A 23,917-nucleotide genomic window follows, 5' to 3' on the forward strand; every position below is an offset into this window, starting at 1 on the left:
CGCTCCACGGTGCGAGTTCGGCGGATCTACCTTTGTCTCCGTCGGAGTGGGTAGGCGGGCGACGAAGGGGCGGGTATGCGCAGAGATATCGGGCAATTCGCGGTACTGCGAGAACTGTTGCCGACCATCGAGGCCAACCTGGCTCGGCATCGCGCCGAGGCCGTTCTGTGGGAACCGGCCGACTACGTCCGAGCCGAGATGTACTGGGGTTCGCGTCCCTCGACACTGACCGAAGCTGCCAAAGCGGCACTGGTGACCACCCTGCTCGTCGAACAGAACATTCCGCTGTATCGGCGGGATACTGCAGCCTCCGAGAACGGGGTCTGGCCGTCGTGGCTGACCGAGTGGAGCGACGAACGAACCCGGCATGCAGTGGCCGTCACCGATTACCTGGTCGTCACCCGCAGCGTCGACCCGGTCGCCCTCGGTCGAGCCCGAGCGCAGTGCATGACGGTGGGTTTCGACGCCCCGATGAACGGAGCGCATCTGCTCCGGTCTCTGGCCCAGGTCGCCCTCGACGAGTCGGTGTCGAGCGTCTGCCATCGCAACACTGCCGTTCAGTGCCACGATCCGGTGGCCGATCGCCTGCTCGGACGCATCGTCGCCGATCAGGACCTGCATGTCCGCTTCTTTTCGGACCTTGTTTCTGCGGCGCTCGAGGTGGCACCGTCGCTCACCGTCACGGCGATCACCGAGGTCGTCATGAACTTTCAGCTGCCGGGCACCAACCTGCCGGGGTTCGCGCGCAGCGCGATGCTCATCTCGCGGGACGGAATCTACGATCTGCGCCGCCATCTCGACGATGTCCTACGACCCCTGTTGGCGCAGTGGCGCATCTTCGAGCGCACCGATCTCGGTGCCGGAGCCCGCAGTCGCGACCAACTGGCCGACTATCTCGATCATCTCGACGCCCAGGACGCCGCAACCCAGCTCGGCCGCACACGAGTCCGGGAATACTCGAACGCATTGCGCGCCAGCTGACACCACATACCCCGGGGGGTCCGTGGGACCGGTGCCTCTTCGATTCGATTCGAATCGAAGAGGCGCTCGGGCGGACCCCATCGACTAGCCTGAACGCCTATTCGTCATACGCGCGAGGATTGGTTCTCGCGCAAGACCGGAGGCCCGAAACGTGACAGGCTCTCGACCGATCATCGTCGGTATCGACGGATCCGCCGCAGCGGACAAGGCCGTGATCTGGGCGGCTCTCTGCGCTCACCGACGCGATCGGCGATTGCACATCGTCACTGCCGTCGACATGCCGGGGGTGGTCGACCTGAGCGAATTCGCAGGAGAAGCAACCGAATTCGTTGCCACGGCCAAGTCGAGGTTGGTGGCGGCAGAAACGCTGGCCGCACTGGTCGTCGACGATCCTGCCTTCGAGGTGACCTCCAGTGCCGTCGAGGGCGGCGTGATGGATGTTCTCATCGGCGTCTCGGCGCAGGCCGAGATGCTGGTGATCGGGGCCAGCGAAACCGGCGCTGTCACACTCTCGTTGGCCGCGCACAGCGTGTCCCCGGTCGCGGTGGTGCGAGGCCGCGACATCGATGGCCGCCCGGTTGCCGAGGGGCCGGTGATCGTCGGTATCGACGGCTCGGACGTCAACCAGGCTGCGGTCGAGTGGGCTTTCGTCGAAGCATCCGCTCGCGACGCCGTGCTGATCGCGGTTCACGTGTGGTCCGACGTCGATCTCACCCAGTCGTTCGGCCGTGCGCCCAAGGACTGGCAGGCCATCGCCGACGGCGAGGAGGTTCTGCTGGCAGAGAGCCTCGCCGGCTGGCAGGAGAGGTTCCCCGACGTCGAGGTGCAGCGCGTCGTCGCTCAGGACCGTCCGGTGCGGGTTCTGAGCGGACTGTCCGAAACCGCGGCGTTGATCGTGGTGGGCAACCGGGGGCGCGGCGGATTCGGTGGAATGCTGTTGGGCTCCACCAGTTTCGCGCTCGTCAACACCGCGGACTGTCCGGTACTGGTCGTGCGGAAAGCACTCACATAGCGACGGTCAGCAAAAAGCTCACGTCTTCGAGGGCCTCGACGCTGTGGCGGGCGTCGGGGATGACGAGAAGGTCGCCGGTCGAGCCCTTCCAGGAGCGCTCACCGGAGATCAGTTCGAGCTTGCCGCTGAGCACCAGGACGGTGGACTCGCCCGAGAGGTCGTGCTCGGCCAGCTTGTTGCCGGCGGCCAGTGCCACCACGGTCTGCCGCAGGTGGCGTCGGTGGCCGCCGTACACCGTCTGTGAACTGCGGCCACTCGACGCGCCGACTGCAAGTTTGAGCTGTTGGCGGGCAAGGGCGGTGAGTGACTTCTTGTCCATGATCGTCAGTATGACGCACCGCTCGCAGTCGCGACGGGGGAATCCTGAACGCGCTCAAGAAGGTTGGGTAGGCTTTCCGTACTCGACCCAGCGGAATCGGGTTCCGTCGACCCGGCTGCTCTGCCACTCACCTGCCGTCGCGACCCAGCCGTCGGGAATCTCGGGGGCCTTCGTATCGCCCTCCACGTCGAGATCGACCTCGGTCACTTCCAGGTGGGTCGCGATATCCATTGCACTGCGATAGATTTCGCCGCCCCCCATGATCCAGACCGGGCTCTCGCCCACCAGGGCCACGGCGTCGGCGACACTCGGTGCGTTCTCGGCACCGTCGGCGGTCCACGAGGAGTTGCGAGTGACCACGATGTTGCGACGGCCCGGCAGCGGACGGAACTTCGCAGGAAGTGAGTCCCAGGTCTTACGGCCCATGATCACCGGATGCTCGGCCGTCTTCGATTTGAAGTGCGCCATGTCCTCGGGGACGTGCCAGGGGATCGATCCCGCGTCTCCGATGACGCCCGCGGTGGTCTGAGCCCAGATCAGGCCGACGAAGTGCGGTGCACTCACACCGCTACCGGGGCCTTGATCGCCGGGTGATGCTGGTAGTCCACTATCTCGATGTCCTCGTAGGTGTAATCGAAGATCGAATCCCGTTGCGCCAGTTTCAGAGTGGGGTATGGATACGCCTCGCGTGAGAGCTGCTCGGTGACCTGCTCGCGGTGGTTGTCGTAGATGTGGCAGTCGCCGCCGGTCCAGACGAACTCGCCGACCTCGAGGCCGGTCTGCGCCGCCACCATGTGCGTGAGCAGTGCGTAGCTGGCGATGTTGAACGGCACGCCGAGAAACATGTCTGCGCTGCGCTGGTAGAGCTGGCAGGAGAGTTTTCCGTCGGCCACGTAGAACTGGAAGAACGCGTGGCACGGCGGGAGCGCCATCCGCGGGATCTCGCCGACGTTCCACGCCGAGACGATCATTCGCCGCGAATCCGGATCGGTCTTCAGGGTCTCGATGACCTGGCTGATCTGGTCGATGTGCTCGCCCGACGGGGTGGGCCACGACCGCCACTGCACTCCGTAGACGGGGCCGAGCTCGCCGTCCGGAGCTGCCCACTCGTCCCAGATGCTGACGCCGCGCTCCTGGAGCCACGTGGCGTTCGAGTCTCCGCGCAGGAACCACAACAGCTCGTAGACGATCGACTTCAGGTGGACCTTCTTGGTGGTGATCAACGGGAAGCCCGCTGCCAGATCGAAGCGCATCTGATGCCCGAACACGCTGGTGGTGCCGGTTCCCGTGCGGTCGGATTTCGCCGTCCCGGTATCGAGGATGCGGCGCAGCAGATCTTCGTACGGAGTCGGAACCATCACGACGGTCATCGTAGCTGCATACTGGACGCATGCCGGAATTACCCGAGGTGGAAGCCCTTGCCGGCTTTCTGCGCGAGCATGCCGTCGGAGCCGTGATCGGCCGAATCGACATCGCTGCGCTGAGCGTTCTCAAGACATTCGATCCGCCGATCACCGAGCTGCAGGGCAAGGACGTCACCGATGCCGCCCGCTTCGGAAAGCACCTGGCGCTCCGAGCCGGTGACCTCTGGCTGATCACCCATCTCTCGCGTGGAGGATGGCTGCGGTGGGTGGACAACCCCAGCGCCGCGCCGCCGAAGCCGGGCAAAGGGCCCCTCGCGCTGCGGATCCACTTCTTCACCCCCGAGGGAGCGACGCCCGCGATCGATCTCACCGAAGCGGGGACCAAGAAACGGCTGGCGGTGTGGGTGGTACGCGATCCGCAACAGGTCCCCGGTGTCGCCCGGCTCGGACCCGACGCGATGACCGTCACCGAACTCGAATTCGCCGAGATCCTCAGCAGCACCACCGCGCGACTGAAGACTTCGTTGGTGGATCAGTCGCTGTTGGCGGGCATCGGCAATGCCTACTCGGACGAGATACTGCACGTGGCGAAGCTCTCGCCTTTCGCATCCTCGAGCAAGCTCGATTCCGAGGCCGTCGGGGCGCTGTACGCGGCGATGCGCTCGGTGCTGTCCGACGCGGTGGCCCGCTCGGCCGGGCAGGATGCGGCGCGTCTGAAGGGGGAGAAGAGATCGGGGATGCGCGTGCACGCCAGGACCGGACTTCCGTGCCCGGTGTGCGGCGACCCGGTCCGCGAAGTCGCCTACGTCGATCGCTCTTTTCAGTATTGCGCGACGTGTCAGACGGCCGGCAAGATTCTTGCCGACCGTCGCATGTCGCGACTGCTCAAGTGACGGGCTCGAGCTTCTGGCTGTCGTAGCCCCGGTAGCCTTCCCACGCCTTGCGACGGTCGCTCCGTGGGTCCTTCTGTACCCGCGTGCGGGTGTCGAAGATCAACGTCTTGCGGTCGGTCTCGTTGTACTCCGGCCACGATTCGAGGGGTTTTCCGTTGGTGGCGAACGCAATCCAGTTCGACTGGACCTGCTCGGTGACTTCGGCGAAGGCCTTCCGCCCGCCTGCCAGCGTCAGCGCCTTGCCGAACAGTGTTTCGCTGATGCCGAACACGGCGAACAACTCGAAGCCGTGGGTGGCGTCGAATCCGAGCAGCTTCATCGACCGCGGGGCGAAGTCGAACCGGTAGAAGTACGTGGGTGCATGACGCGAATGTCCCTCGGCCACTTCGAGCGAGGGCTTCCAGAAGGTGAAGTCGCCGCCGAAGTCGATGGCTGCCCGCTCGTTGGGATAGCCCCGGTAGCCTGAAGTGACCACGGCCTCGGCGTCGGGATCGGTGAGCGAGAACAGCTTGGTGATGCGCTCGGGGTTGGTGGGCAAAGCGTCGAGGAACTTCGGAAACAGTGTTCCCTCACGGGCATTGGTGCCGATGATCAGCGGGACGCGGTGCGCCGTTCCGTTCGCGTATGCCTCGACCGGGCTGACCGGGAGGAAGTCGCCGTCGATCACCGGGCCGAACGGGAGCAGCCCCGGGGTGCGGTGCAGGGTGGTGAGGCCGAGTTTGGTGCCCGCCCGGCCGAGCCGGAGCACCTCGGCGTTGTCGAGGGTCTCGGTGGCGGTCTCGACCGTGCCGCCGAGGTAGCCGACGTACTCGCGCGCCCACTGATCGGCGCGCTCCTTGGTGGCCGTCATTCCCGGGGCAGAGCTTTCGGAAATGGCTTGCGCGAACAGGCCTTTCGCGGCGGGAACGGTCATGAGAGTGGTGACGGCATTGCCGCCTGCGGACTCGCCGAAGATGGTGACGTTGTTCGGATCGCCGCCGAAGTTCGCGATGTTGCGCTGCACCCATTCCAGCGCCGCAACCTGATCCCGCAAGCCCAGGTTGGAGTCGAACGGCCGCTCGGGAGTGGAGAACTGGGACATGTCGAGGTACCCCAGTGCGCCGAGTCGGTAGTTGACCGACACGTAGATGATGCCGTCGCCGTCCTTCAGCGAGCGGCGTACCAGAGAGCCGCCGCCGTACAGCGGGGTCGCCGATGTGCCGAGCGTGTAGGCACCACCGTGGATGAACACCATGACCGGCCGCGGGCTCGCGCTGGGTGTGCTCGGGGCCAACACGTTGAGCGTCAGGCAGTTCTCGCTCGACGGTTGGTACTTGCCCACTGCGAGCATCGTGCCGCGCTTGTGCTGAACGGAGGCATTGCCCCACTCGGTGGCGTCGCGCACACCCGACCAGGGCTCGGTGGGTTGGGGCGCTCTGAAACGAAGCGGTCCGACGGGCGGGGCGGCGTAGGGAATGCCTCGCCAGGTGGTCAGATCACCCACCGGCTTTCCCTCGATGATGCCGTCCGATGTGGTCACGCGGGTCGTCACAGCCATGTCGCGAGTGTACTGATCTCTCCTTACCCGCGGGTAAGAACAGCGGGGGACGGGCACACGGCAGACTCGAAGGCATGTCCTTCGAGTACCGCGCCGAGATCGTGCAGCTGCTGCGAGCGCCCACACACGCCTATTTCGGCAGATCCAAGGACGGCCCGGCCGACGTACCGACGGACCTGCCGGAGAGTGTCCAGATCGTGGCCCACAAGGGCATCCGGGGCGATCGGTTCTTCGGCGTGCGGGCGCATACCGAGGCGGCGGTGAGCTTTCTGGCCGTCGAGGCCTGGGAGGCAGTGGGGGATGTGCTCGGCGTCGAGGTCCCCGACCCGGCCGTGGCCAGGAGAAACGTCGTAGTGCGTGGGCTCGAGCTCGACCCGTTGCGAGGTCTGGAATTCGAGCTCGACTCCGGTGACGGCTGGATCCGCTTTCGCGGTGGGCGACCGGCCCACCCCTGCGCGTGGATGGACCGGATGGTCGTCGACGGTGCCCGCAAAGCGTTGATCGGTCGCGGCGGGCTTCGCGTGGAACCGTTGTCCGACGGGATCTTGCGGGTCGGCGAGGTGGCGGTGCGCTCGCCGGTCGAACTCGACGCCTCGCGAGCTGCGCTGTCGGTTCGGCGCGCACAGCCCATCTGACGCCAAGTCGGGGTCACTCTTGCTCACGAAGTAAATCTGTGCCCATAATGTGAGCAATGGTGCGACGCATCACACCGGTCCGTCTTCGATGGCGACGGTCACTCTCTCTGGTGGGAAGAACTGCCGATGTCCGACATGTGGATCGTGATCAACACCGTCGTCGCTGTGCTGGCGGTGGTGGTCTTCATCGTTCGTTTTCACTTCAATCCGGTGATCTCGCTGGTTCTCGGGGCCGCGTATCTGGGTCTGGCGACAAAGCTCGGAGTGTCGACCACCGTCGACACCATCACGGGCGGATTCGGCGAGATCATGGCCGAGGTGGGGCTGCTCATCGCCTTCGGAGTCCTGATGGGCTCGGTGCTGCAGGAGATGAGCGCCATCCAACGACTCGTCGGCACGTTGCTGAAAACGTTCGGGCCCAAACGACTCCCGTACGCGTTGTCGCTGACCATCGCGACCGTGCTGCAGTCCATCTTCCTCGACGTCTTGCTGGTGATCTCCGCTCCGCTCGCCCGCAACCTCGCCCCCAAGATCGGCAAGTACGGTACGGCGAGAATGGCTACAGCACTGGCCATCTCGCTCGAATGCGGCATCGTGTTCATGGTCCCCGGTGTCGCGACGCTCGCGCTGGCCGGACTGCTCGGAGTGCCCCTGGGCAAGATGATGATCTACGGATTGATCCTGATCGTTCCCGTCGTCGTGCTGTCGGTGGCCATCATGTCGTTCGTCTTCCGACACGGCTGGTGGAACGAGGAGAAGGACGAGCAACAGATCACCGTAGTCGAGCAGCCTGTGGTTCCCGAGCCTGCCGATTCCGACGACGAGCCCCTCGAAACCGGAGGTGGCGTGGCGCAGAAGGTGCGCACCGAGAAGCAGACGTCGCTGCTGGTGTTGCTCTCGCCGTTGCTGCTCGCGCTCGTTCTCATCGCAGTCGGAGCGGTTCTCGAAGTCGCCGAAATATCGGTTCCGGTGGTCGAATTCATCGCCAGCCCGGTCATCGCGCTGCTCATCGGCTTGGTGGGGACCTGCCTCATCGGCCGCTATCACGTCGGTCAGGCCCGGGTGGAGAAGGCTCTCGCCCGTGGTTTCGCCGAGAGCGGTCAGATTCTCATCCTCACCGGTGTCGGTGGTTCGCTCGCGGCCGTCATCAACGAGGCGGGTCTCGGCGACATCCTCGGCCAGTACTTCACCGCCAGCACCGCGGCTCCGTTGTTGATGGTGTGGGTCATCGCTGCCGCGTTGCACATCGCCGTGGGCTCGGTGACGATCTCGGCCATCACGTCCGCGGGCATCCTCGCCCCGGTCGCTCCGTTGATCGGGCTCGATCCGGTGTTCATCGCGCTCGCCGCCGGTGCCGGATCGCTGTTCGCCGTGCACGTCACCAGCAACACCTTCTGGCTGCTGCAGTCCTTGATGGGACAGTCGACCAGGGGCACACTCAAGACGTGCTCGGTGGGCGTCTCGGTGGCATCGGTCATCGCCATCGCGTTGATCGTGCCGATGAGCTGGATCCTGTGAGCCCTGATTTTGTGAGTATCGAAAGGAACACGATGGCATTGCCGCTCAGCGGAGTTCGAGTTCTCGAGCTCGGCAACTACATCGCCGCCCCTACCGCGGCGCGCATGCTCGCCGATTTCGGTGCCGAGGTGATCAAGGTCGAACGGCCGGGAACCGGAGACGAACTGCGTAACTGGCGGCTCTACTCCGGCACCACATCGATGCTGTATCGCACGATCAATCGAAACAAGAAGTCGATCGTGCTGGACCTGCGTACCGAACAAGGACGCAAGGACGTCGTCGACCTCGCTGCCAAGTGCGACATCGTGTTGGAGAATTTCCGTCCCGGCACGCTGGAGAAATGGGGTATCTCGCCGGAAGTGCTCAGCGCAGCCAATCCCGAATTGATCATCACGCGCATCTCGGCCTTCGGGCAGACCGGCCCCATGTCGCAGCGACCCGGATTCGCCGCTGTCGCAGAGGCATACGGCGGCTTTCGCAATCTCGTGGGTGATCCGGACCGGCCACCGGTCCGAGTGGGAGTCTCGATCGGCGACTCGATCGCCGGACTGTACGCCGCGTTCGGTTGCGTCATGGCACTGTTCCAGCGGCAGACACAGCGTGCGGCGCAGGCACCCGACGAGCAGTCGCCGCTGACGTTGGCGCAGCGTTCCATCGATGTGGCGCTGAACGAATCGATCCTGTCGATGATGGAATCGCTGATTCCGGATTACCTCGCCTACGGAGTCGAACGTGAGCGCACGGGCGGCCGCATGGAGGGCATCGCCCCGTCGAACGCGTACCCGTGCAACGACGGTCACTCGATCATCATCGCCGGCAACGGTGACGCGATCTTCCAGCGCTACATGGAGACCATCGATCGCCCCGACCTCGGAGCCGATCCGGACCTGGCTTCCAACGCCGGCCGATGGCGTCGACGCGACGAGCTGGACGCAGCCATCTCGGCCTGGACCGGATTGCATTCGCGCGAGCAGGCTTTGAAGATTCTCGACGACGCCGGAGTGCCGTCGGGCCCGATCTACACCGCTGCGGACATCGTCGCCGACGAGCAGTACGCCGCCCGCAACATGATTCAGCACTTCTCGGTCGACACCGGAGGCGACAAGCCGACCGACGTCGGATTCGTCGGCGTCGTCCCGGTGATCGGCGACGCGTCCCTGCCGATTCGTTCCGTCGGACCGGATCTGGGCGAACACACCAGGGAAGTACTCTCGACTCTGCTCGGCCGCACCGACGAAGAGATGGGCCTGTAAATGTATCGCTTCGCTCCCGCCGCAGAGTTGCGCGACGTCACGATGCGCGACGGTCTGCAGCTGACCGGCAAGATGCTCCCCACCGATCGCAAGCTCGAGATCATCAGGGCCCTCATCGAACTCGGCGTACCGTCGCTCGAGATCGGGTCGATGGCGCGGGGCGACAAGGTGCCCCCGATGGCCAACACTCTCGAGGTGATCGGTGAGCTCACCGCCGCCGAACTCGCCCGATGCTGGGTGTGGGTCGCCACTCCACGGCATGTGGAGAAGGCCGCTGCCGCTGGGGCTCGCAACTTTCAGTACTGCTTCTCCGCGTCGGACTCGCACAATCAGGCCAACATCGGTCGGACCACCGAGGTGTCCCTGGCCGCGATGCCCGACGCCGTGGACATCACTCGATCGGTGGACGGTGAGATCGAGCTGTGTATCGCGACCTCCTTCACCTGCCCGTTCGAGGGACAGGTGCCGCCGGATCGCGTCATCGAGATCGCCAACGACGAACGTGCAACCGGCGCAACCGATATCGTCATCTGCGACACCCTGGGGCAGGCGGTACCGGTGCAGGTGCAGTCGCTGATCGAGCGTGTGCGCGCCGAAACTCCCGATCGCAGAGTGGTCTTCCACGGACACGACACCTGGGGCCTGGGCGTCGCGAACACACTCGCCGCGATCTCGGCCGGAGCCACGATGGTCGACGGTTCCCTCGGCGGGCTCGGCGGGTGTCCCTTCGCGCCAGGGGCCAGCGGCAACACCTCGTCGGAGGACATTCTGTTCGCGACACGGCCGGACTGGTTCGAGCCGAAAACCCTGGCGGCCATGGCAACTCTGTCGGAGGAACTGCTCACCGAGTTGAACGAGCCCATGCGCTCGAAAACCGTTCAGGGTGCACGTTCCAAGGGCTCATCCAGAACCGGTCGTTCCGCAGGCTCCACTCCTGCCGCCTTCGAGTGGGTCGCATGAGTCGAATCCTCGTCACCACCGAGATCCCCGCGCCGGGCATGGATATCCTGCGCGCCGCAGGAGAAGTGGACCTGCGGGAAGTCGATCACCAGCAGTTGGTCGAGGCCTGCGCCTCGGGTGGGTACTCCGTGGTCGTCTCTCAATTGCGTGATCGGTTCGACGCGGAGTTGCTGGAGTCGGCGTCTCTCGTCGGAATATCCAACTACGCAGTCGGATTCGACAACATCGACATCGCGGCGGCAACCCAGCGGGGCGTCACTGTCGCCAACACCCCCGGGGTGTTGACCGATTCGACCGCGGACATCGCGATGTTGCTGATCCTGTCGACTGCCCGCCGCGCCGTCGAGGCCGATGCGTTCGTCCGTTCCGGCGCGTTCACCGGCTGGGAGCCCGAACTGCTTCTCGGCAGCGATGTCTCGGGCCGGGTGCTGGGACTGGCCGGCTTCGGTCGGATCGCCCGCGCCACTGCGCGTCGGGCATTGGGTTTCGGGATGACGGTCAAGTTCTGCCCCCGCCCGCCCGGCGATCGCGAGGTCTCCGAGAACGAGCTCGGCGAGTTCGCCGGTCGCGTCGAGCATGCGTCGTGGGACGAGATCGTCACCTCCAGCGACTTTCTGTCCCTCCATGTTCCGCTGTCGGATTCCACGCACCATCTGGTGGACACCGCCGTACTCGGGGCGATGAAGCCGTCGGCGATCGTGATCAACACCGCGCGCGGACCGGTGGTCGACGAGGCAGCTCTGGTGACCGCACTTCGCGAGGGCGCCGTTGCCGCAGCGGGATTGGACGTCTACGAGCGTGAGCCGGCCCTCGAGCCGGGCCTCGCGGAGCTGCCCAACACGGTGTTGCTTCCGCATGTGGGGAGCGCGACGGTGTCGGTGCGTTCGGAGATGGCGCGGCTGTGCGCAACCAATGCAGCGGCGATGTTCGGTGGTTCGATGCCGCCGCATCCGGTGAATCCCGACGCCTGGTCTCACGCGGGGTAGCGGCCGCCCAGGGTTCTCGTGATCTGTTCGGCATGGGAGATCAGCAGATCCACCCAGTCCTCGCACTGCGACTGCGGCATCCGCAGCGTCGGACCGCTGATGGTGACGGCACCGACGATGTCCGCGGCCGAATCGAACACCGGCGCAGACAGTCCCGAGGCACCGGTTTCGCGCTCGCCGGTGGTGATCGCGTACCCGTCGGCTCTGGTCTGCGCCAACAGCGTTCGCATCGTCTCTGCCTCGGTCACCGTCTGCTCGGTCAACGATTCGAGTTCGCGAGACAGGACGCGCTCGGCGAGCTCGTCGTCCCAGGCCAGCAGGACGCGGCTGGCCGATTCTGCGCTGAGCGGGATGACCTTGCCGACGTACATGTCTCGGCGCAGGGCATGCCGCGTCTCGGCGATGGCGACGCACACGCGGTAGTTCTGTTCGGGCCGAAAGAAGCATGCGGTCTCGGTCGTCAGGTCTCGCATGTCCTTGAGCACGGGGTTGACGACCGACAGCACGTCGAGGTCCTTGGTGGCCGTTGCGGCCCAATAGGCCATGCGGACCCCGATGCGAATGCGGTCGCCGCTCCGATCCAGAAATCCCTGCTGCACAAGGTTGGTCACGAGACGCTGCACCGTCGAGGTCGGCAGGCCGGTGGTCTGTTGGATCTCACCGAGGGTCATGGACGGACGGTCGAACGAGAAGGCGTCGAGAATCTCGGTGATCTTGCCCAGCACCAGAAGCGGTTGCTGCTTCGACGCACTCTCGGTGTTCACCCGTCCAATCTACTCGGCCACGCGATCCGCGAGGCGATTGTGCCCGAGCGCGTACTCAGCGTCGAGATTCGAGCAGCCGCAGCCAGATCTCGCTGACCGTCGGGTACGACGGCACCGCATGCCACAGGTCGTCGAGCGAAACCTTGCCGACCACAGCCACCGTGGCTGCATGCACCAGCTCGGCCACACCCGGCCCGACGAAGGTTGCGCCCACGATCGTGTCGGTGGCGCGGTCGATCACCAGCTGCGCTCGCCCCGAGTAATCGTCCTGTTGCAGAGACGAACCCGCGACTGCGATGTCCTGGGCCACGATCTCGACGTCGATGCCTTCTTCTCGGGCCTTGGCCTCGGTCAGTCCGACGGATGCCACCTCGACCGGCGTGAACACCACCTGGGGGATCTGGCCGTGATCCGCTGATGCGCGGAATCGCTTGCTGTCCAGCGGCTTGCCGTCGGCCCTGGCGGCAATGACGTCACCGGCCACTCGGCCCTGATACTTGCCCATGTGTGTCAGCGGCGCTCGGCCGTTGACATCGCCCACCGCGTAGAGCCAGTCGTGGCCGGGAACGGTCAGATGATCGTCGACGTCGATGTAGCGCCCGTCCTCGAGTCCGAGGCTCGACAGTCCTAGGTCGGAACTCGCCGGAGTACGTCCCGCAGCAACGAGCACTTCATCGGCGACGATCTCGGTACCGTCGACGACGAGACGGACAGTGCCCCCGTGGATTCGGCCGATGCCGGTGTCGGCCGGGTTCTCTCGTGACACCGTCTCGAGGGAGGCGTCGAGCATGATTTTCGCGCCTCGCTTCGTCAGAGCCTCGGCGACGAGTTCACCGGCGAACGGTTCGGAACCGGCCAGCAGCGACGATCCGCGCACGATCATTGTGACCTTCGCGCCGAGCGAGAGCAACCAGGTGGCCGCCTCCGTGGCGACGACGCCACCGCCGATGACGGCGATGTGACCGGGGGTCTCGTGAATGTTGGTGGCATCGCGGGAGATCCACGGCAGGGCATCGCGCAGGCCGGGTGTGTTCGGTACGGATGCGGTGGTTCCGGTGGCGAGAACAACAGCGTGACGGGCTGTGAGTGTGCGGCCGTCGACCTCGACGGTTCTCTCCCCGGTGAGGCGACCGTGGCCACGGATCACCGAGATGCCGGCCGACTCGGCCCACGCCACCTGCGAGGAGTCGTCGAGACCGTGGGTGAAGGATTCGCGTCGGGCCAGGACGGCGTCGGCGTCGAGGGGTTGATCGCCCACCAGTTCCTTGACGCCCGGCATGTTTCGTGCGGTGTCGAGAACCTCGCTGGGGCGCAGCAGTGCCTTGCTCGGCATGCATGCCCAATAGGAGCATTCACCACCGAGAAGTTCGTGCTCGACGATCGCCGCGGTGCGGTCGCTGCCTGCGATGGCGTACTGGGCGGCATTCTCGCCGACCGGTCCACCGCCGATGACGATGACATCGAATTCCGAGCTTTCTGAGGCCATTGCTCCACAGTGACATAGGCTCGCCGCTTATGGCGACCACTCGGAACAAGATTCTGATCACCGGAGCGAGCTCGGGGCTGGGTGAGGAAATGGCGCGACGGTTCGCAGGCATGGGCCGGGATCTGGCGCTCTGTGCGCGTCGGGTCGAGCGGTTGGACGACCTTCGTGCCGACTTGATGCACCACAATCCGAACATCACCGTGGCGGTCCGGGCCCTCGACGTCACCGATCACGATGCGGTCGGTGAGGTGTTCGGAAAATTACGAGACGAATTGGGTGGACTCGATCGAGTGATCGTCAATGCCGGGCTCGGCAAGGGTGCGAAGATCGGGACCGGGCGAGCCGAGGCCAACCTGCAGACCGCCCACACGAACTTCATCGGGGCGCTGTCGCAGGCCGAGGCGGCGCTGTCGATCTTCCGAGCACAGAAACACGGGCACCTGGTGTTCGTCTCGTCCGTCAGCGCCGACCGGGGACTGCCGGGGGCCAAGGCGACCTACTCGGCGAGCAAAGCCGCAGTGGCCTCGCTGGGTGAATCGTTGGCGACGGAACTGTCGCGAACCGACATCGCCGTCACCACACTGCTGCCCGGCTTCATCGCCACCGACATGTCGGCCAACGCGGGTGACAGTGCCGCTCTCACAGCCACTCTGGACGAGGGAGTGTCGGCAATGGTCGACGCGATCGAGAGCGAAACCCGCCGCGCCGCGCTACCGGGACTCAAGTGGCGGGGCATCGACGCGGCGCTTCGGTTCCTACCGAATGTGCTGACGGATCGAATGGTCTAGGTTCCGGGGTTCACTGCAGGTACCCCTCGACCCGGTCGACGCTGTTGGCGGTTGCCGCGTCGGGGTTCTTGCCTGCATCGATACGCGCCCTACGCTGGCGGAGCAGGTCCCAGCACTGGTCCAGGGCGTGCTCGAGGGAGGCCAGTTGGGCCTTCTCGGTGTCCGGGTCGACGTCCCCGGATTGGGCTTCGGTGCGGAGCTTGTGCTCGGTGGCGATGAGCTGCTGGATCTTTGTGTGGATATCGTGCTCGTTCATGGCGACAACGCTAGACCTACCAGGGTTTGGCGGCCAGGTTCCGCGTCGCAAGTGCTCGCTGCAGGGCCGCGGTGAGCTCGGCCGGCGATCCGGCCAGGGCGTCATCGGTGCACACCAGCGAGAGCGTGTAGTTGCCGTCCAGTCGGGAGAGATAGGTGGACATTCGGATCGTCGACAGTGCGCCCGACGGGTTCGGATGGATCGCCCGGGTCGCGAGTCCGCACGATCGGTGCGAGCCGAGCGCAGTGATGCCGTCGGGAATGTCGCCGATGTTGGAGCACAACACTTCTCCGCGCCCCGGGGTCGACGTCAGCTTCGCGGCGACGCGGTGGGGGAGCAACTGGACGATCTCGGGTGGATAGCCTGCCGGAGCTCCGACCGGCTTGCCGAACGCCTCCTTGCAGGCTGCTCGGATGACGGCGGGCGAGTCGTCTCCGCGGACGGCGACGGTGGCCATGCCGATCGCATTGGCATCACCGGACCCGGTGCGGAAAGGAATGTCGACGGTCACTGCGTGAGAACCGAGTTCGTTCATCGTGGCGGCGACGACGGAGACGAACAGCGAATTGGCCGATCCGCCGACGCGTCGGGCAGCCGAATCCCACTCCGCAGCATCGACATCCACGATCACCGACGTCATTCTGTTCGCGTGGTGCGGTGCGATACCGCCGCTGTCGGCGGTGGTGAACGCTCGCAATTCGGCTCTGGCTTTCTTGCTGACCCACAATCTTGCCGTCGCCGCGATGGAGCGTAGGAGAACGGTGACGATCATCGCGAGCGCATCCTTCACGTCCGAGCCCGGGTGCAGCACATGCACCGGTGCCGATCCTGAGAATGCCTGTGCCGCCGCGTCGATGAGTTCACGGGCATCGGCCATCGCGTGCGAACACACCAGGGACAGTACGGTTCCCCCGTGTGCAACGGGCGCGGCCGTCAACCGCCAGCCGGGTCCGTACTGCGGATCGAGTCGAACGTCTGCCTGCGCGTCGGCCCAGCCGATGATGTCGTCGACCGCGTCGGTGCCGTACTCGAGGGGAAGCGATTCGGACGAGATGTCCCATCGAAGTCGCGCCCCGGGGATGCGGGGCCTGCCGACTCGACGGCCGAGCTGCCCGACGGCCAGTTCGTCGTGGATCCTGTCGAGTTCTTCCCTGCTCACCCTCTCGGTCGTGCGCCAGATACCTTGCAGTGCAATAGGAATTCCGTAGCCGCGGTGGGTCCGGAGAAATATCTCGTCGATCACCGACAGGCGCGTGGACTTCACGGACTCGGGGTGCCGTGACGTCCCGCGCCCGAGACGAACTTGCTCGCGCCGGTGAGTGCGTCGGCGGTGATCGAGATGGCTCCGTGCCGAAACTCGTTCTTCAGCGCTGCCTCCTCGTCGAGGCCGTCCTGTTCGAGGACGGACAGGCGATCCTCGCGCATGCAGGTCTGAGGTAGCAGGGCGAGTTCGGCAGCCAGGGCCTCCGCCTCCGAGCGAGCTCGCCCCACCGGAACGACTCGGGTGATCAGTCCGATGTTCAGAGCTTCCTGCGCATCGACTGCGCGACCGGTGAGGACCATGTCCATCGCCCGGCCGGTTCCGACGATGCGCGGCAAACGCACTGTGCCGCCGTCGATCAAGGGAACACCCCAGCGTCGGCAGAACACGCCGAACGTCGCGTCGTCCTCGGCGATGCGAAGGTCGCACCACAGTGCGAGTTCCAGTCCGCCCGCCACGGCGTACCCGGAGACAGCCGCGATGACGGGCTTGGACAACCGCATTCTCGTCGGACCCATCGGGCCGTCGCCGTGTTCGGTGGCGTGGTTGGAGCGTGATGTCCCGAGTGCCTCGAGATCGGCTCCCGAGCAGAACGTGCCGCCTTCGCCCCACAGCACGGCCACCGACGCGGACTCGTCGGCGTCGAACTCCTCGAACGCCTGGGTCAGCTCCTGGGCGGTCGGGCCGTCGACAGCGTTCCGCACCTCAGGGCGCGACAGGACGATTGTGGTGACGGGGCCTGATCGTTCGATCCGTACCGACATGTCTGTGAACCCTACTCGAGTTCTCTTGCGTGAAGCAGTGAATCAGTGCTTCAATCCTTGCATGCCCTATCGACGGACGCCCGCGGTGCAGGCCAGACTCGACGCCGGTCGTGAAAAACTGTTCGACGCTGCCATCGAGGTGCTCTCGACCCAGGGCTACGCAGGCCTGTCGATCGCCTCGGTCGCCGCGGCAGCAGGGGTGTCCGCAGGCAGCGTCTACACGCATTTCGAGGGCAAGTCGGATCTGGTCGTCGCCATCTTTCGCGAGGTCTGCAGCCGCGAGGTCGCTGCAGTGGTGGCCGTTTCCGGGCACGGCAGCACCGCCGAGCGGGTCACGGCAGTGGTGCAGACCTTCGCCGGACGGGCTTTGAAGAACCGAACGATGGCGTACGCGTTGTTGGCCGAACCGGTGGACCCGGCCGTCGACGCCGAGCGGTTGGTGTTCCGGCAGAAATTCACCGATGCCTTCGCCGACGCCATCGTGGCCGGCATCGCAGCGGGAGAGATCCCCGAGCAGGACGTGCGCATCTCGGCAGCAGGGCTGGTCGGTGCCGTCGGCGAAGTGCTGGTAGGTCCGTTGTCATCGCAGAACTCGGTGGACGTGATACCGGGTCTGGTCGCATTGTCGTTGCGCACGTTAGGAGTTCGAGATGGACACGCATGAGGTATTCAACCAGGCAGTCGACCTGAGTCCGTTCGACACGTCCGCGGACCCGTCGTTGCTCGACGGCGTGGCGCGTACCGGTGGCGGCTGGGCGCTCGACGAGATTCGGCAGCTGGGAGTCCTCGCAGGTGGAGTGGCGGCACAGGACTGGGGCCGGATCGCCAACGAGAACCCGCCGGTGCTGAAGACTCACGATCGATACGGCAATCGGATCGACGAAGTCGAATTCCACCCGCACTGGCACGATCTGATGACCGTTGCCGTCGAGCACGGGCTGCACGCCAGTCCGTGGGCCGACGATCGCGTCGGTGCTCACGTTGCCCGCGCCGCGAAATTCTACGTCTGGGGGCAGGCCGAGGCCGGGCACATGTGCCCTATTTCGATGACCTATGCCGTCGTTCCGGCGTTGCGGCACAATCCTTCTCTGGCCGCGCAGTACGAGCCGCTGCTGGCCTCGCGAGAATACGACTTCGGGCTGCGTGTTCCGTCCGAGAAGCGCGGACTGATCGCCGGAATGTCGATGACCGAGAAGCAGGGCGGATCCGATGTCCGCGCCAACACCACCACGGCCACTCCGTCGTCGGACGGCACGTACTCGATCACCGGCCACAAGTGGTTCACGTCCGCGCCGATGTCGGACATGTTCCTCACCCTGGCGCAGGCTCCCGGTGGGCTTTCGTGTTTCATGCTGCCGCGCGTGCTGCCCGACGGCACTCGCAATCGAATGATGCTGCAGCGCTTGAAGGACAAGCTCGGTAACAAGTCGAACGCATCCGGTGAGCTCGAGTATCACGGGGCCACCGGCTGGCTCGTCGGCGAAGAGGGGCGCGGCGTGCGCACCATCATCGAGATGGTCAACATGACTCGGTTGGACTGCGTCATCGGGTCCGCGGCCGGAATCCGCAACGCCACAGTGCGCGCAGTCCATCACGCGCGTCATCGAGCTGCGTTCGGGGCTGCACTCGTCGACCAGTCTCTGATGCGAAACGTACTGGCAGACTTGACCATCGAATCCGAGGCCGCCACCGCTGCCATGATCCGTCTGGCACAGGCCACCGACGGCTCCGCCCGCGGCGACGAGCAGGAGAGTGCGCTGCGCCGAATCGCGTTGGCCGTCACCAAGTACTGGGTATGCAAGAGGGCACCGGCCCACGCCGCCGAAGCACTCGAATGTCTCGGTGGCAACGGCTATGTCGAGGAATCGGGTATGCCTCGGTTGTTCCGCGAATCGCCGCTGATGTCGATCTGGGAAGGCTCCGGCAACGTCGCCGCACTCGATTCCCTACGCGCACTGGCCCGTCAACCCGACAGTGTCGAGGCCTTCTTCGGTGAGATCGGCCAGGCGTCGGGCGTGGATTCTCGCCTGGACGACGCCATCGCCCGCGTCGGCAAGGAACTCTCCGATACTTCCGACATGGAATACCGGGCCAGGCGAGTCGTCGAACTGATGGCCCTGACCTTCCAAGGCGCGCAGCTGGTGATGCACGGCAATTCCGCTGTGGCCGATGCCTTCTGCGCCACTCGACTCGACCGTGACTGGGGCATTGCCTTCGGCACCCTGCCCGTCGGCGTCGATACGGAGGCGGTGTTGGCGCGGGTGTAGGGGTATCGGATCTACGCCCCTCGTGGGAATTCGCACCGCCTGTAGGGTGCGCATATTCCTACGAGCGCCGTAGCTGCGGGGAGGGGTAGCTCGGCGTACCGTCCACTCGGCGTGCCGAGGAGCAATGCACGCCGATAGGCAGCATGAAGCCGGTCGATGATGACCTGCGGAGTCGACAAGTCCCGCCAGTCGAATCTGAAGACGGTCCTGCCCTGCTCGGCGAGTCGGTTGTGGCGATTCTTCTCTGCGATGATTGCTTGCCGTGGCTGCGGACCGTACTTGTCTTCCCCGTCGAACTCGGCGATCACCTCGGCCAGGTCGGGAAACAGGAAGTCGGTACGGGCGATGCGTCGACCGTCTTCGTCGAAGACCGTCTGATTGGACAGCGGAGTCGACACTGTCTGCAGGATCAGTCGCGATCGACTTTCGCCGACACTGTCGCTGCGTGCACTCATCGCGCCGATCGCACGTCGAGCGCGTCCGGCACCGCTTCGGTGGTGCGCCGCATCGCAGCATTTCTCGAGTTCGTCGATTGTGGTGAGGCCATGCCGCAATGCCCGATCACCGAGACACACCGCTACCTCGAGTGGATGAGTCCTGGCGACGTCGACGACGGTGCGCGCTGGGCGTGTGACCCGCATACCGTCGAGATGAAGCCACTCGTCGTCCAGTAGATCGGTGCCGTGAAGGAATCGGCGTCGACTGCGCTTGCCCGAGTGGCCCCGAAGAGTGGTCATCGTCACCGTGTCGAGCGGCAAGTTCCACACGTCGAGTCCGAGAACCACCGCTGCGGACACATGGCTGAGGACGACGTCGTCGCCGGAATCGGCATAGGTCGCCTGCGCCAGGAGGGCATGCTGCTGCGCAGAGTCCAGTGTTGCGAATACATCCCCTCGAACGAACCAGCCTCTGCGGATTGCAACGATGGACTTGTGTGCGCGTGCCCGTCGAAGGTCGTCGTCGGTGAAGCCCGACGCGAGTGCATCGGCACGGGTGAATAGCCCACGTTGGTCGAAGTCCATGCTCAATTGGACGCACGGTTGACCTGTTTGGATCCGCTGAGCGCAATCTACGGCCCGTCCAGGAATCCGCACCGCCTGCAGGGTGCGAAAATTCCTACCAGGGCCGTAGATGCGCCACAACTCAGGCCGAACGACCCCGCTGCGCCCGGTACCAGCGCACCAGGGCGTCGGTGGATGAATCCGATTGTGCAGCAGGAGCTTCGGCGTCGGTGAGAACCGGCGTCAGTTCGAGGGCCTGGGTCTTGCCGAGTTCGACGCCCCACTGGTCGTAGGAGTCCACTCCCCAGATGACGCCTTCGACGAAGACCTGGTGCTCGTACAGGGCGATCAACTGACCGACGACCGACGGCGTGAGTTTGGGGGCGAGGATGGAGGTGGTGGGCCGATTGCCGGGCATCACCTTGTGCGGCACCACATCTGCCGGAGTGTCCTCGGCGGCGATCTCCTCGGCGGTCTTGCCGAAGGCGAGGACCTTGGTCTGGGCGAAGAAGTTGCTCATCAGCAGATCGTGCATCGATCCGCTGCCGTCGCGGGTCGGCAGATCGTCGGTGGGCTCGGCGAATCCGATGAAGTCCGCCGGCACCAAACGTGTTCCCTGGTGGAGCAATTGGTAGAAAGCGTGCTGGCCGTTGGTGCCCGGTTCGCCCCAGAAGATCTCGCCGGTCGGCGTGGTGACGGGTGAGCCGTCGGCCTTGACGGACTTGCCGTTGGACTCCATCGTCAGCTGCTGCAGGTACGCGGCGAAACGGGAGAGGTCATTCGAATACGGGAGCACCGCACGGGTTTCCGCGCCGAAGAAGGAGCTGTACCACAGGCCGATGAGGCCGAGCAGTACCGGCGCGTTCTCGGCGAGCGGCGTCAACCGGAAATGCTCGTCGATGCGATGAAAGCCGTCCAGGAACTCGCCGAACGCTTCCTTGCCCACAACGGCCATGACCGACAACCCGATTGCCGAATCGACGGAGTAGCGTCCGCCCACCCAGTCCCAGAAGCCGAACATGTTGGCGGTGTCGATCCCGAAGTCCGCGACGCGTTCGGCGTTGGTGGACACGGCGACGAAGTGCTTGGCGACGGCATCTTCACCGAGCGCGTCGACGAGCCAGAGGCGGGCCGCGGTGGCGTTCGTGAGTGTCTCGAGGGTGGAGAACGTCTTGGACGCGATGATGAACAGCGTCGACGCTGGGTCGAGTCCGTCGAGCGCACCGACGAGATCGGCTGGGTCGACGTTGGAAACGAACTTCGCGGAAATCCCCGCGTCGGCGTAATGACGGAGCGCGTTGTAGACCATGACCGGTCCCAGGTCACTACCGCCGATGCCGATGTTGACGACGGTGGCGATCTTCTCGCCGGTGGCACCGACCCATTCGCCCGAACGCACTCGGTCGGTGAATTCGCCCATCGCAGTGAGTACTTCGTGTACGTCGGCGACGACGTCCTGGCCGTCGACGGTCAACGACGCGTCGGCCGGTAGGCGCAGCGCGGTGTGCAGTACGGCGCGGTCCTCGGAGGTGTTGATGTGCTCACCGGCGAACATGGCGTCGCGCTTGCCCTCGACGTCGGCGGTGCGCGCGAGTTCGACGAGCAGTTCGAGGGTTTCGCGGGTGATCCGGTGCTTGCTGTAGTCGATATGAAGATCGGCGGCATCGAGCGTGAACGTGTGCGCTCGGTCGGCGTCCTCGGCGAACAGCGTCCGAAGATGAGTATCGGCGATCGAGGAGTAGTGATCGGTCAGCTTCTGCCAGGCATCCGTGCCGGTGATATCGACGCTCATACGAACCAACACTAATCCGGTGCCGAGTCATGCGCGCGTCGTTTGTCGTTTGCATCGGGCGCTGCGGAGGCATCATGGAGGTATGGACCAACGTGCATTGATCGATTCGATTCCGGCAAAACTGTGGATCGGCGGCAAGGCCGTCGACGCCGAGGGAGGCAAGACGTTCCCGGTGAACGATCCGGCGACCGGCAAGCCCCTGACAGAGGTGGCCGACGCATCGCCCGCCGACGCGATGAAGGCGCTCGACGCCGCCGCGGCGGCGCAGAAGGGTTGGGCGGCAACGCCCGCCCGCGAGCGCAGTGAGATTCTTCGAGCGGCATTCGAGAAGGTCACCGAACGCGCCGACGACATCGCGCTGCTGATGACCCTCGAGATGGGTAAGGCCCTCGCCGAATCCAAGGCCGAGGTGAAATACGGTGCCGAGTTCTTCCGCTGGTTCGCCGAGGAAGCGGTACGCATCGGCGGTCGCTACACCCCGGCCCCGGCGGGCAACGGTCGAATCCTCGTCACCAAGGCCCCGGTCGGGCCCGTCCTGGCGATCACCCCGTGGAACTTCCCGTTGGCGATGGGCACCAGAAAGATCGGTCCCGCTCTGGCCGCCGGCTGCACCATCGTCGTCAAGCCTGCTCGTGAGACCCCGCTGACGATGTTGCTGCTCGCGCAGATCTTCGACGAGGTCGGCTTGCCCGAAGGCGTGCTGTCGGTGCTGACGACGTCCAAGTCCGGTGATGTCACAGGCCCCCTTATCGAGGATCCGCGGATGCGCAAGCTCACCTTCACCGGCTCGACGGGTGTCGGCAAATCTCTCGTTCAGAAGTCCGCGACTCGCTTGCTGCGCACGTCGATGGAACTGGGCGGCAACGCACCGTTCGTGGTGTTCGACGACGCGAACATCGACGACGCGGTGGACGGTGCGATGCTCGCCAAGATGCGCAACGGCGGCGAGGCCTGCACCGCCGCGAACCGCTTGCACGTGCACAACAGCGTGCGCGAGGAGTTCACCACCAAACTCGTGGAAAAGATGGCCGAGATGAAGCTCGGCCCCGGCGTCGACCCCGATACCAAGCTCGGACCGTTGATCAATGCCGATCAGCTCGAGACCGTGCAGGAACTCGTCGACGACGCGGTGGCCAAGGGCGCGACGGTGGCGCTCGGGGGCACCGCGCCGGGCGGGGACGGCTACTTCTACCCGGCGACCGTGCTCACCGAGGTGCCTGCCGATGCACGCATTCTGAAGGAGGAGGTGTTCGGGCCGGTGGCTCCGATCGTCGGCTTCGATACCGAGCAGGAAGGTATCGACGCGGCCAACGCCACCGAGTACGGCCTGGCGTCGTACATCTACACCGAGAGTCTCGATCGTGCGCTACGGGTGGCCGACGCAATCGACAGTGGCATGGTGGGCGTCAACCGCGGCGTGATCTCGGACGCGGCAGCGCCGTTCGGTGGAGTCAAAGAATCCGGATTCGGCCGCGAAGGCGGATCCGAGGGAATCGAGGAGTATCTCGACACCAAGTACATCGCTCTGAAGTGAGCTACTGACGGTTGGGCGTGCGCACCGCGCGCCCAACCGGGGTGGATCAGTGGCCGAGGCGACCGCGACCGAGGCGGAGCAGGAGCATGGCCAGCGTGTGGCCTTCCTGGCCCAGGCTGCTGAAACGCTCGAGAACCTTCATCTCACGGCTGTGCACCAGGCGCGGTCCGCCGGAGGCCATGCGGGTGCGTCCGATGATCTGCGACACCTCGGAGCGACGCTTGATGGCCGTCAGGATCTCGGCATCGAGGCGATCGATTTCCTGGCGCAGGTCGTTGATCTCGGCTTCGCTCGTGGGCACTGCGGTCTCTGAGTCGATCTTCGTCGTCATGGCCATCGTCTCTCCTCGGGTCACATCTTGGATCGCTGCCTCGTCCGTCACCGTTACGCCTTTCGTATTCGGAACTGCATCGCCGGTCGGTTCGGTCCCGTCCGGAACCAGGGGCGTTGCGTCTATCGACAGGCTCCTGCACGCGTGGCCGAACAACGGCCGACCCGATGCAGGCGATGACGTACGGTTTTTTCGATCACCGATCCAGTGTGCCA

The 23,917-nt window shown here is 65.2% G+C and carries 24 protein-coding genes; 12 read left to right on the forward strand and 12 right to left on the reverse strand.

Features of this window, described 5'->3' with window-relative positions; genetic code table 11:
• Positions 1 to 75: 75 nt before the first annotated feature.
• Positions 76 to 981, forward strand: a complete 906-nt coding sequence (locus R3P93_RS05890) for an acyl-ACP desaturase (protein WP_317532614.1) — start codon at positions 76 to 78, stop codon at positions 979 to 981.
• A gap of 151 nt (positions 982 to 1,132) precedes the next feature.
• Positions 1,133 to 1,993, forward strand: coding sequence for a universal stress protein (locus R3P93_RS05895; RefSeq protein ID WP_149405099.1), 861 nt, complete (start codon positions 1,133 to 1,135; stop codon positions 1,991 to 1,993).
• On the opposite strand, the gene R3P93_RS05900 is transcribed toward R3P93_RS05895, so the two are convergent.
• From R3P93_RS05900 to R3P93_RS05910, 3 genes are read right to left on the reverse strand one after another with little or no spacing between them, the layout of a single operon-like run.
• A complete protein-coding gene (locus tag R3P93_RS05900; RefSeq protein ID WP_032395790.1) occupies positions 1,986 to 2,312 on the reverse strand; it encodes a cupin domain-containing protein in 327 nt (108 codons plus the stop codon). The two genes, R3P93_RS05895 and R3P93_RS05900, sit on opposite strands and share 8 nt — an antisense overlap.
• A gap of 54 nt (positions 2,313 to 2,366) precedes the next feature.
• Positions 2,367 to 2,876, reverse strand: coding sequence for a dihydrofolate reductase (locus R3P93_RS05905; protein WP_149405100.1), 510 nt, complete (start codon positions 2,874 to 2,876; stop codon positions 2,367 to 2,369).
• Positions 2,873 to 3,673, reverse strand: coding sequence for a thymidylate synthase (locus tag R3P93_RS05910; RefSeq protein ID WP_149405596.1), 801 nt, complete (start codon positions 3,671 to 3,673; stop codon positions 2,873 to 2,875). Before R3P93_RS05910 ends, R3P93_RS05905 begins: the two co-directional genes overlap by 4 nt.
• Before the next feature lie 29 nt (positions 3,674 to 3,702).
• Here R3P93_RS05910 and R3P93_RS05915 point away from each other — a divergent pair, with 29 nt between their 5' ends.
• On the forward strand, positions 3,703 to 4,569 hold the full coding sequence (locus tag R3P93_RS05915) for a DNA-formamidopyrimidine glycosylase family protein (protein ID WP_317532616.1): 867 nt from the start codon (positions 3,703 to 3,705) through the stop codon (positions 4,567 to 4,569).
• Here the strand turns inward: R3P93_RS05915 and R3P93_RS05920 are convergent.
• The gene (locus R3P93_RS05920) at positions 4,562 to 6,106 is read right to left on the reverse strand and encodes a carboxylesterase/lipase family protein (RefSeq protein ID WP_317532617.1); all 1,545 of its coding nucleotides are present in this window, start codon (positions 6,104 to 6,106) and stop codon (positions 4,562 to 4,564) included. The genes R3P93_RS05915 and R3P93_RS05920 overlap by 8 nt on opposite strands.
• A gap of 74 nt (positions 6,107 to 6,180) precedes the next feature.
• On the opposite strand from R3P93_RS05920, the gene R3P93_RS05925 reads away from it, so the two are divergent.
• The 5 genes from R3P93_RS05925 to R3P93_RS05945 all read left to right on the forward strand — a co-directional run bounded on the left by R3P93_RS05925 (position 6,181) and on the right by R3P93_RS05945 (position 11,458).
• Positions 6,181 to 6,741 carry a molybdenum cofactor biosysynthesis protein gene (locus R3P93_RS05925; RefSeq protein ID WP_149405103.1) on the forward strand — a complete coding sequence of 187 codons (561 nt, stop codon included), beginning with the start codon at positions 6,181 to 6,183 and terminating at the stop codon, positions 6,739 to 6,741.
• Between the two features lie 126 nt (positions 6,742 to 6,867).
• Positions 6,868 to 8,259 carry a GntP family permease gene (locus R3P93_RS05930; protein ID WP_269594603.1) on the forward strand — a complete coding sequence of 464 codons (1,392 nt, stop codon included), beginning with the start codon at positions 6,868 to 6,870 and terminating at the stop codon, positions 8,257 to 8,259.
• Positions 8,260 to 8,291: 32 nt separating this feature from the next.
• The gene (locus tag R3P93_RS05935) at positions 8,292 to 9,512 is read left to right on the forward strand and encodes a CaiB/BaiF CoA transferase family protein (RefSeq protein ID WP_068050101.1); all 1,221 of its coding nucleotides are present in this window, start codon (positions 8,292 to 8,294) and stop codon (positions 9,510 to 9,512) included.
• Positions 9,513 to 10,472: a hydroxymethylglutaryl-CoA lyase gene (locus R3P93_RS05940; RefSeq protein ID WP_317532618.1), complete on the forward strand. Its 960-nt coding sequence runs from the start codon at positions 9,513 to 9,515 to the stop codon at positions 10,470 to 10,472. It begins immediately after the preceding gene.
• Positions 10,469 to 11,458, forward strand: coding sequence for a 2-hydroxyacid dehydrogenase (locus R3P93_RS05945; protein WP_283347140.1), 990 nt, complete (start codon positions 10,469 to 10,471; stop codon positions 11,456 to 11,458). Before R3P93_RS05940 ends, R3P93_RS05945 begins: the two co-directional genes overlap by 4 nt.
• Here the strand turns inward: R3P93_RS05945 and R3P93_RS05950 are convergent.
• Complete coding sequence (locus tag R3P93_RS05950; RefSeq protein ID WP_394855259.1) at positions 11,446 to 12,222, reverse strand: IclR family transcriptional regulator; 777 nt, start codon at positions 12,220 to 12,222, stop codon at positions 11,446 to 11,448. The two genes, R3P93_RS05945 and R3P93_RS05950, sit on opposite strands and share 13 nt — an antisense overlap.
• 55 nt (positions 12,223 to 12,277) lie before the next feature.
• On the reverse strand, positions 12,278 to 13,708 hold the full coding sequence (locus R3P93_RS05955) for a dihydrolipoyl dehydrogenase family protein (protein WP_149405108.1): 1,431 nt from the start codon (positions 13,706 to 13,708) through the stop codon (positions 12,278 to 12,280).
• 29 nt (positions 13,709 to 13,737) lie between these two features.
• Between R3P93_RS05955 and R3P93_RS05960 the strand changes: the two genes are divergently transcribed.
• Positions 13,738 to 14,496, forward strand: coding sequence for an SDR family oxidoreductase (locus R3P93_RS05960; protein ID WP_317532619.1), 759 nt, complete (start codon positions 13,738 to 13,740; stop codon positions 14,494 to 14,496).
• Positions 14,497 to 14,506: 10 nt separating this feature from the next.
• Here the strand turns inward: R3P93_RS05960 and R3P93_RS05965 are convergent, their stop codons facing one another.
• From R3P93_RS05965 to R3P93_RS05975, 3 genes are read right to left on the reverse strand one after another with little or no spacing between them, the layout of a single operon-like run.
• Positions 14,507 to 14,752 carry a DUF2630 family protein gene (locus tag R3P93_RS05965; RefSeq protein ID WP_068050123.1) on the reverse strand — a complete coding sequence of 82 codons (246 nt, stop codon included), beginning with the start codon at positions 14,750 to 14,752 and terminating at the stop codon, positions 14,507 to 14,509.
• 16 nt (positions 14,753 to 14,768) lie between these two features.
• Positions 14,769 to 16,016: a hypothetical protein gene (locus tag R3P93_RS05970; RefSeq protein ID WP_317532620.1), complete on the reverse strand. Its 1,248-nt coding sequence runs from the start codon at positions 16,014 to 16,016 to the stop codon at positions 14,769 to 14,771.
• Positions 16,013 to 16,777, reverse strand: a complete 765-nt coding sequence (locus R3P93_RS05975; RefSeq protein WP_149405111.1) for a crotonase/enoyl-CoA hydratase family protein — start codon at positions 16,775 to 16,777, stop codon at positions 16,013 to 16,015. The genes R3P93_RS05970 and R3P93_RS05975 overlap by 4 nt, the downstream gene beginning before the upstream one ends.
• Positions 16,778 to 16,838: 61 nt before the next feature.
• On the opposite strand from R3P93_RS05975, the gene R3P93_RS05980 reads away from it, so the two are divergent.
• On the forward strand, positions 16,839 to 17,441 hold the full coding sequence (locus R3P93_RS05980) for a TetR/AcrR family transcriptional regulator (RefSeq protein WP_094639804.1): 603 nt from the start codon (positions 16,839 to 16,841) through the stop codon (positions 17,439 to 17,441).
• Positions 17,428 to 19,044 (forward strand): acyl-CoA dehydrogenase family protein, encoded by a 1,617-nt coding sequence (locus tag R3P93_RS05985; RefSeq protein ID WP_149405113.1) that lies wholly within the window; start codon positions 17,428 to 17,430, stop codon positions 19,042 to 19,044. Before R3P93_RS05980 ends, R3P93_RS05985 begins: the two co-directional genes overlap by 14 nt.
• A gap of 11 nt (positions 19,045 to 19,055) precedes the next feature.
• Here the strand turns inward: R3P93_RS05985 and R3P93_RS05990 are convergent, their stop codons facing one another.
• Together R3P93_RS05990 and pgi are read right to left on the reverse strand one after the other, a co-directional pair.
• Positions 19,056 to 20,072, reverse strand: coding sequence for a type IV toxin-antitoxin system AbiEi family antitoxin domain-containing protein (locus R3P93_RS05990; protein ID WP_149405114.1), 1,017 nt, complete (start codon positions 20,070 to 20,072; stop codon positions 19,056 to 19,058).
• Positions 20,073 to 20,187: 115 nt separating this feature from the next.
• Positions 20,188 to 21,837: a glucose-6-phosphate isomerase gene (gene pgi, locus R3P93_RS05995; RefSeq protein WP_317532621.1), complete on the reverse strand. Its 1,650-nt coding sequence runs from the start codon at positions 21,835 to 21,837 to the stop codon at positions 20,188 to 20,190.
• An 82-nt stretch (positions 21,838 to 21,919) separates the two neighbouring features.
• Between pgi and R3P93_RS06000 the strand changes: the two genes are divergently transcribed.
• Entirely contained in the window at positions 21,920 to 23,371 is a 1,452-nt protein-coding gene (locus R3P93_RS06000) for an NAD-dependent succinate-semialdehyde dehydrogenase (RefSeq protein ID WP_317532622.1), read from the forward strand.
• A 46-nt stretch (positions 23,372 to 23,417) separates the two neighbouring features.
• Here the strand turns inward: R3P93_RS06000 and R3P93_RS06005 are convergent, their stop codons facing one another.
• Positions 23,418 to 23,708 carry a chorismate mutase gene (locus tag R3P93_RS06005; RefSeq protein ID WP_068050144.1) on the reverse strand — a complete coding sequence of 97 codons (291 nt, stop codon included), beginning with the start codon at positions 23,706 to 23,708 and terminating at the stop codon, positions 23,418 to 23,420.
• Positions 23,709 to 23,917: the final 209 nt, after the last annotated feature.

This window comes from Rhodococcus cerastii (assembly GCF_033042195.1).
In the GTDB taxonomy this organism is placed as follows: domain Bacteria; phylum Actinomycetota; class Actinomycetes; order Mycobacteriales; family Mycobacteriaceae; genus Rhodococcoides.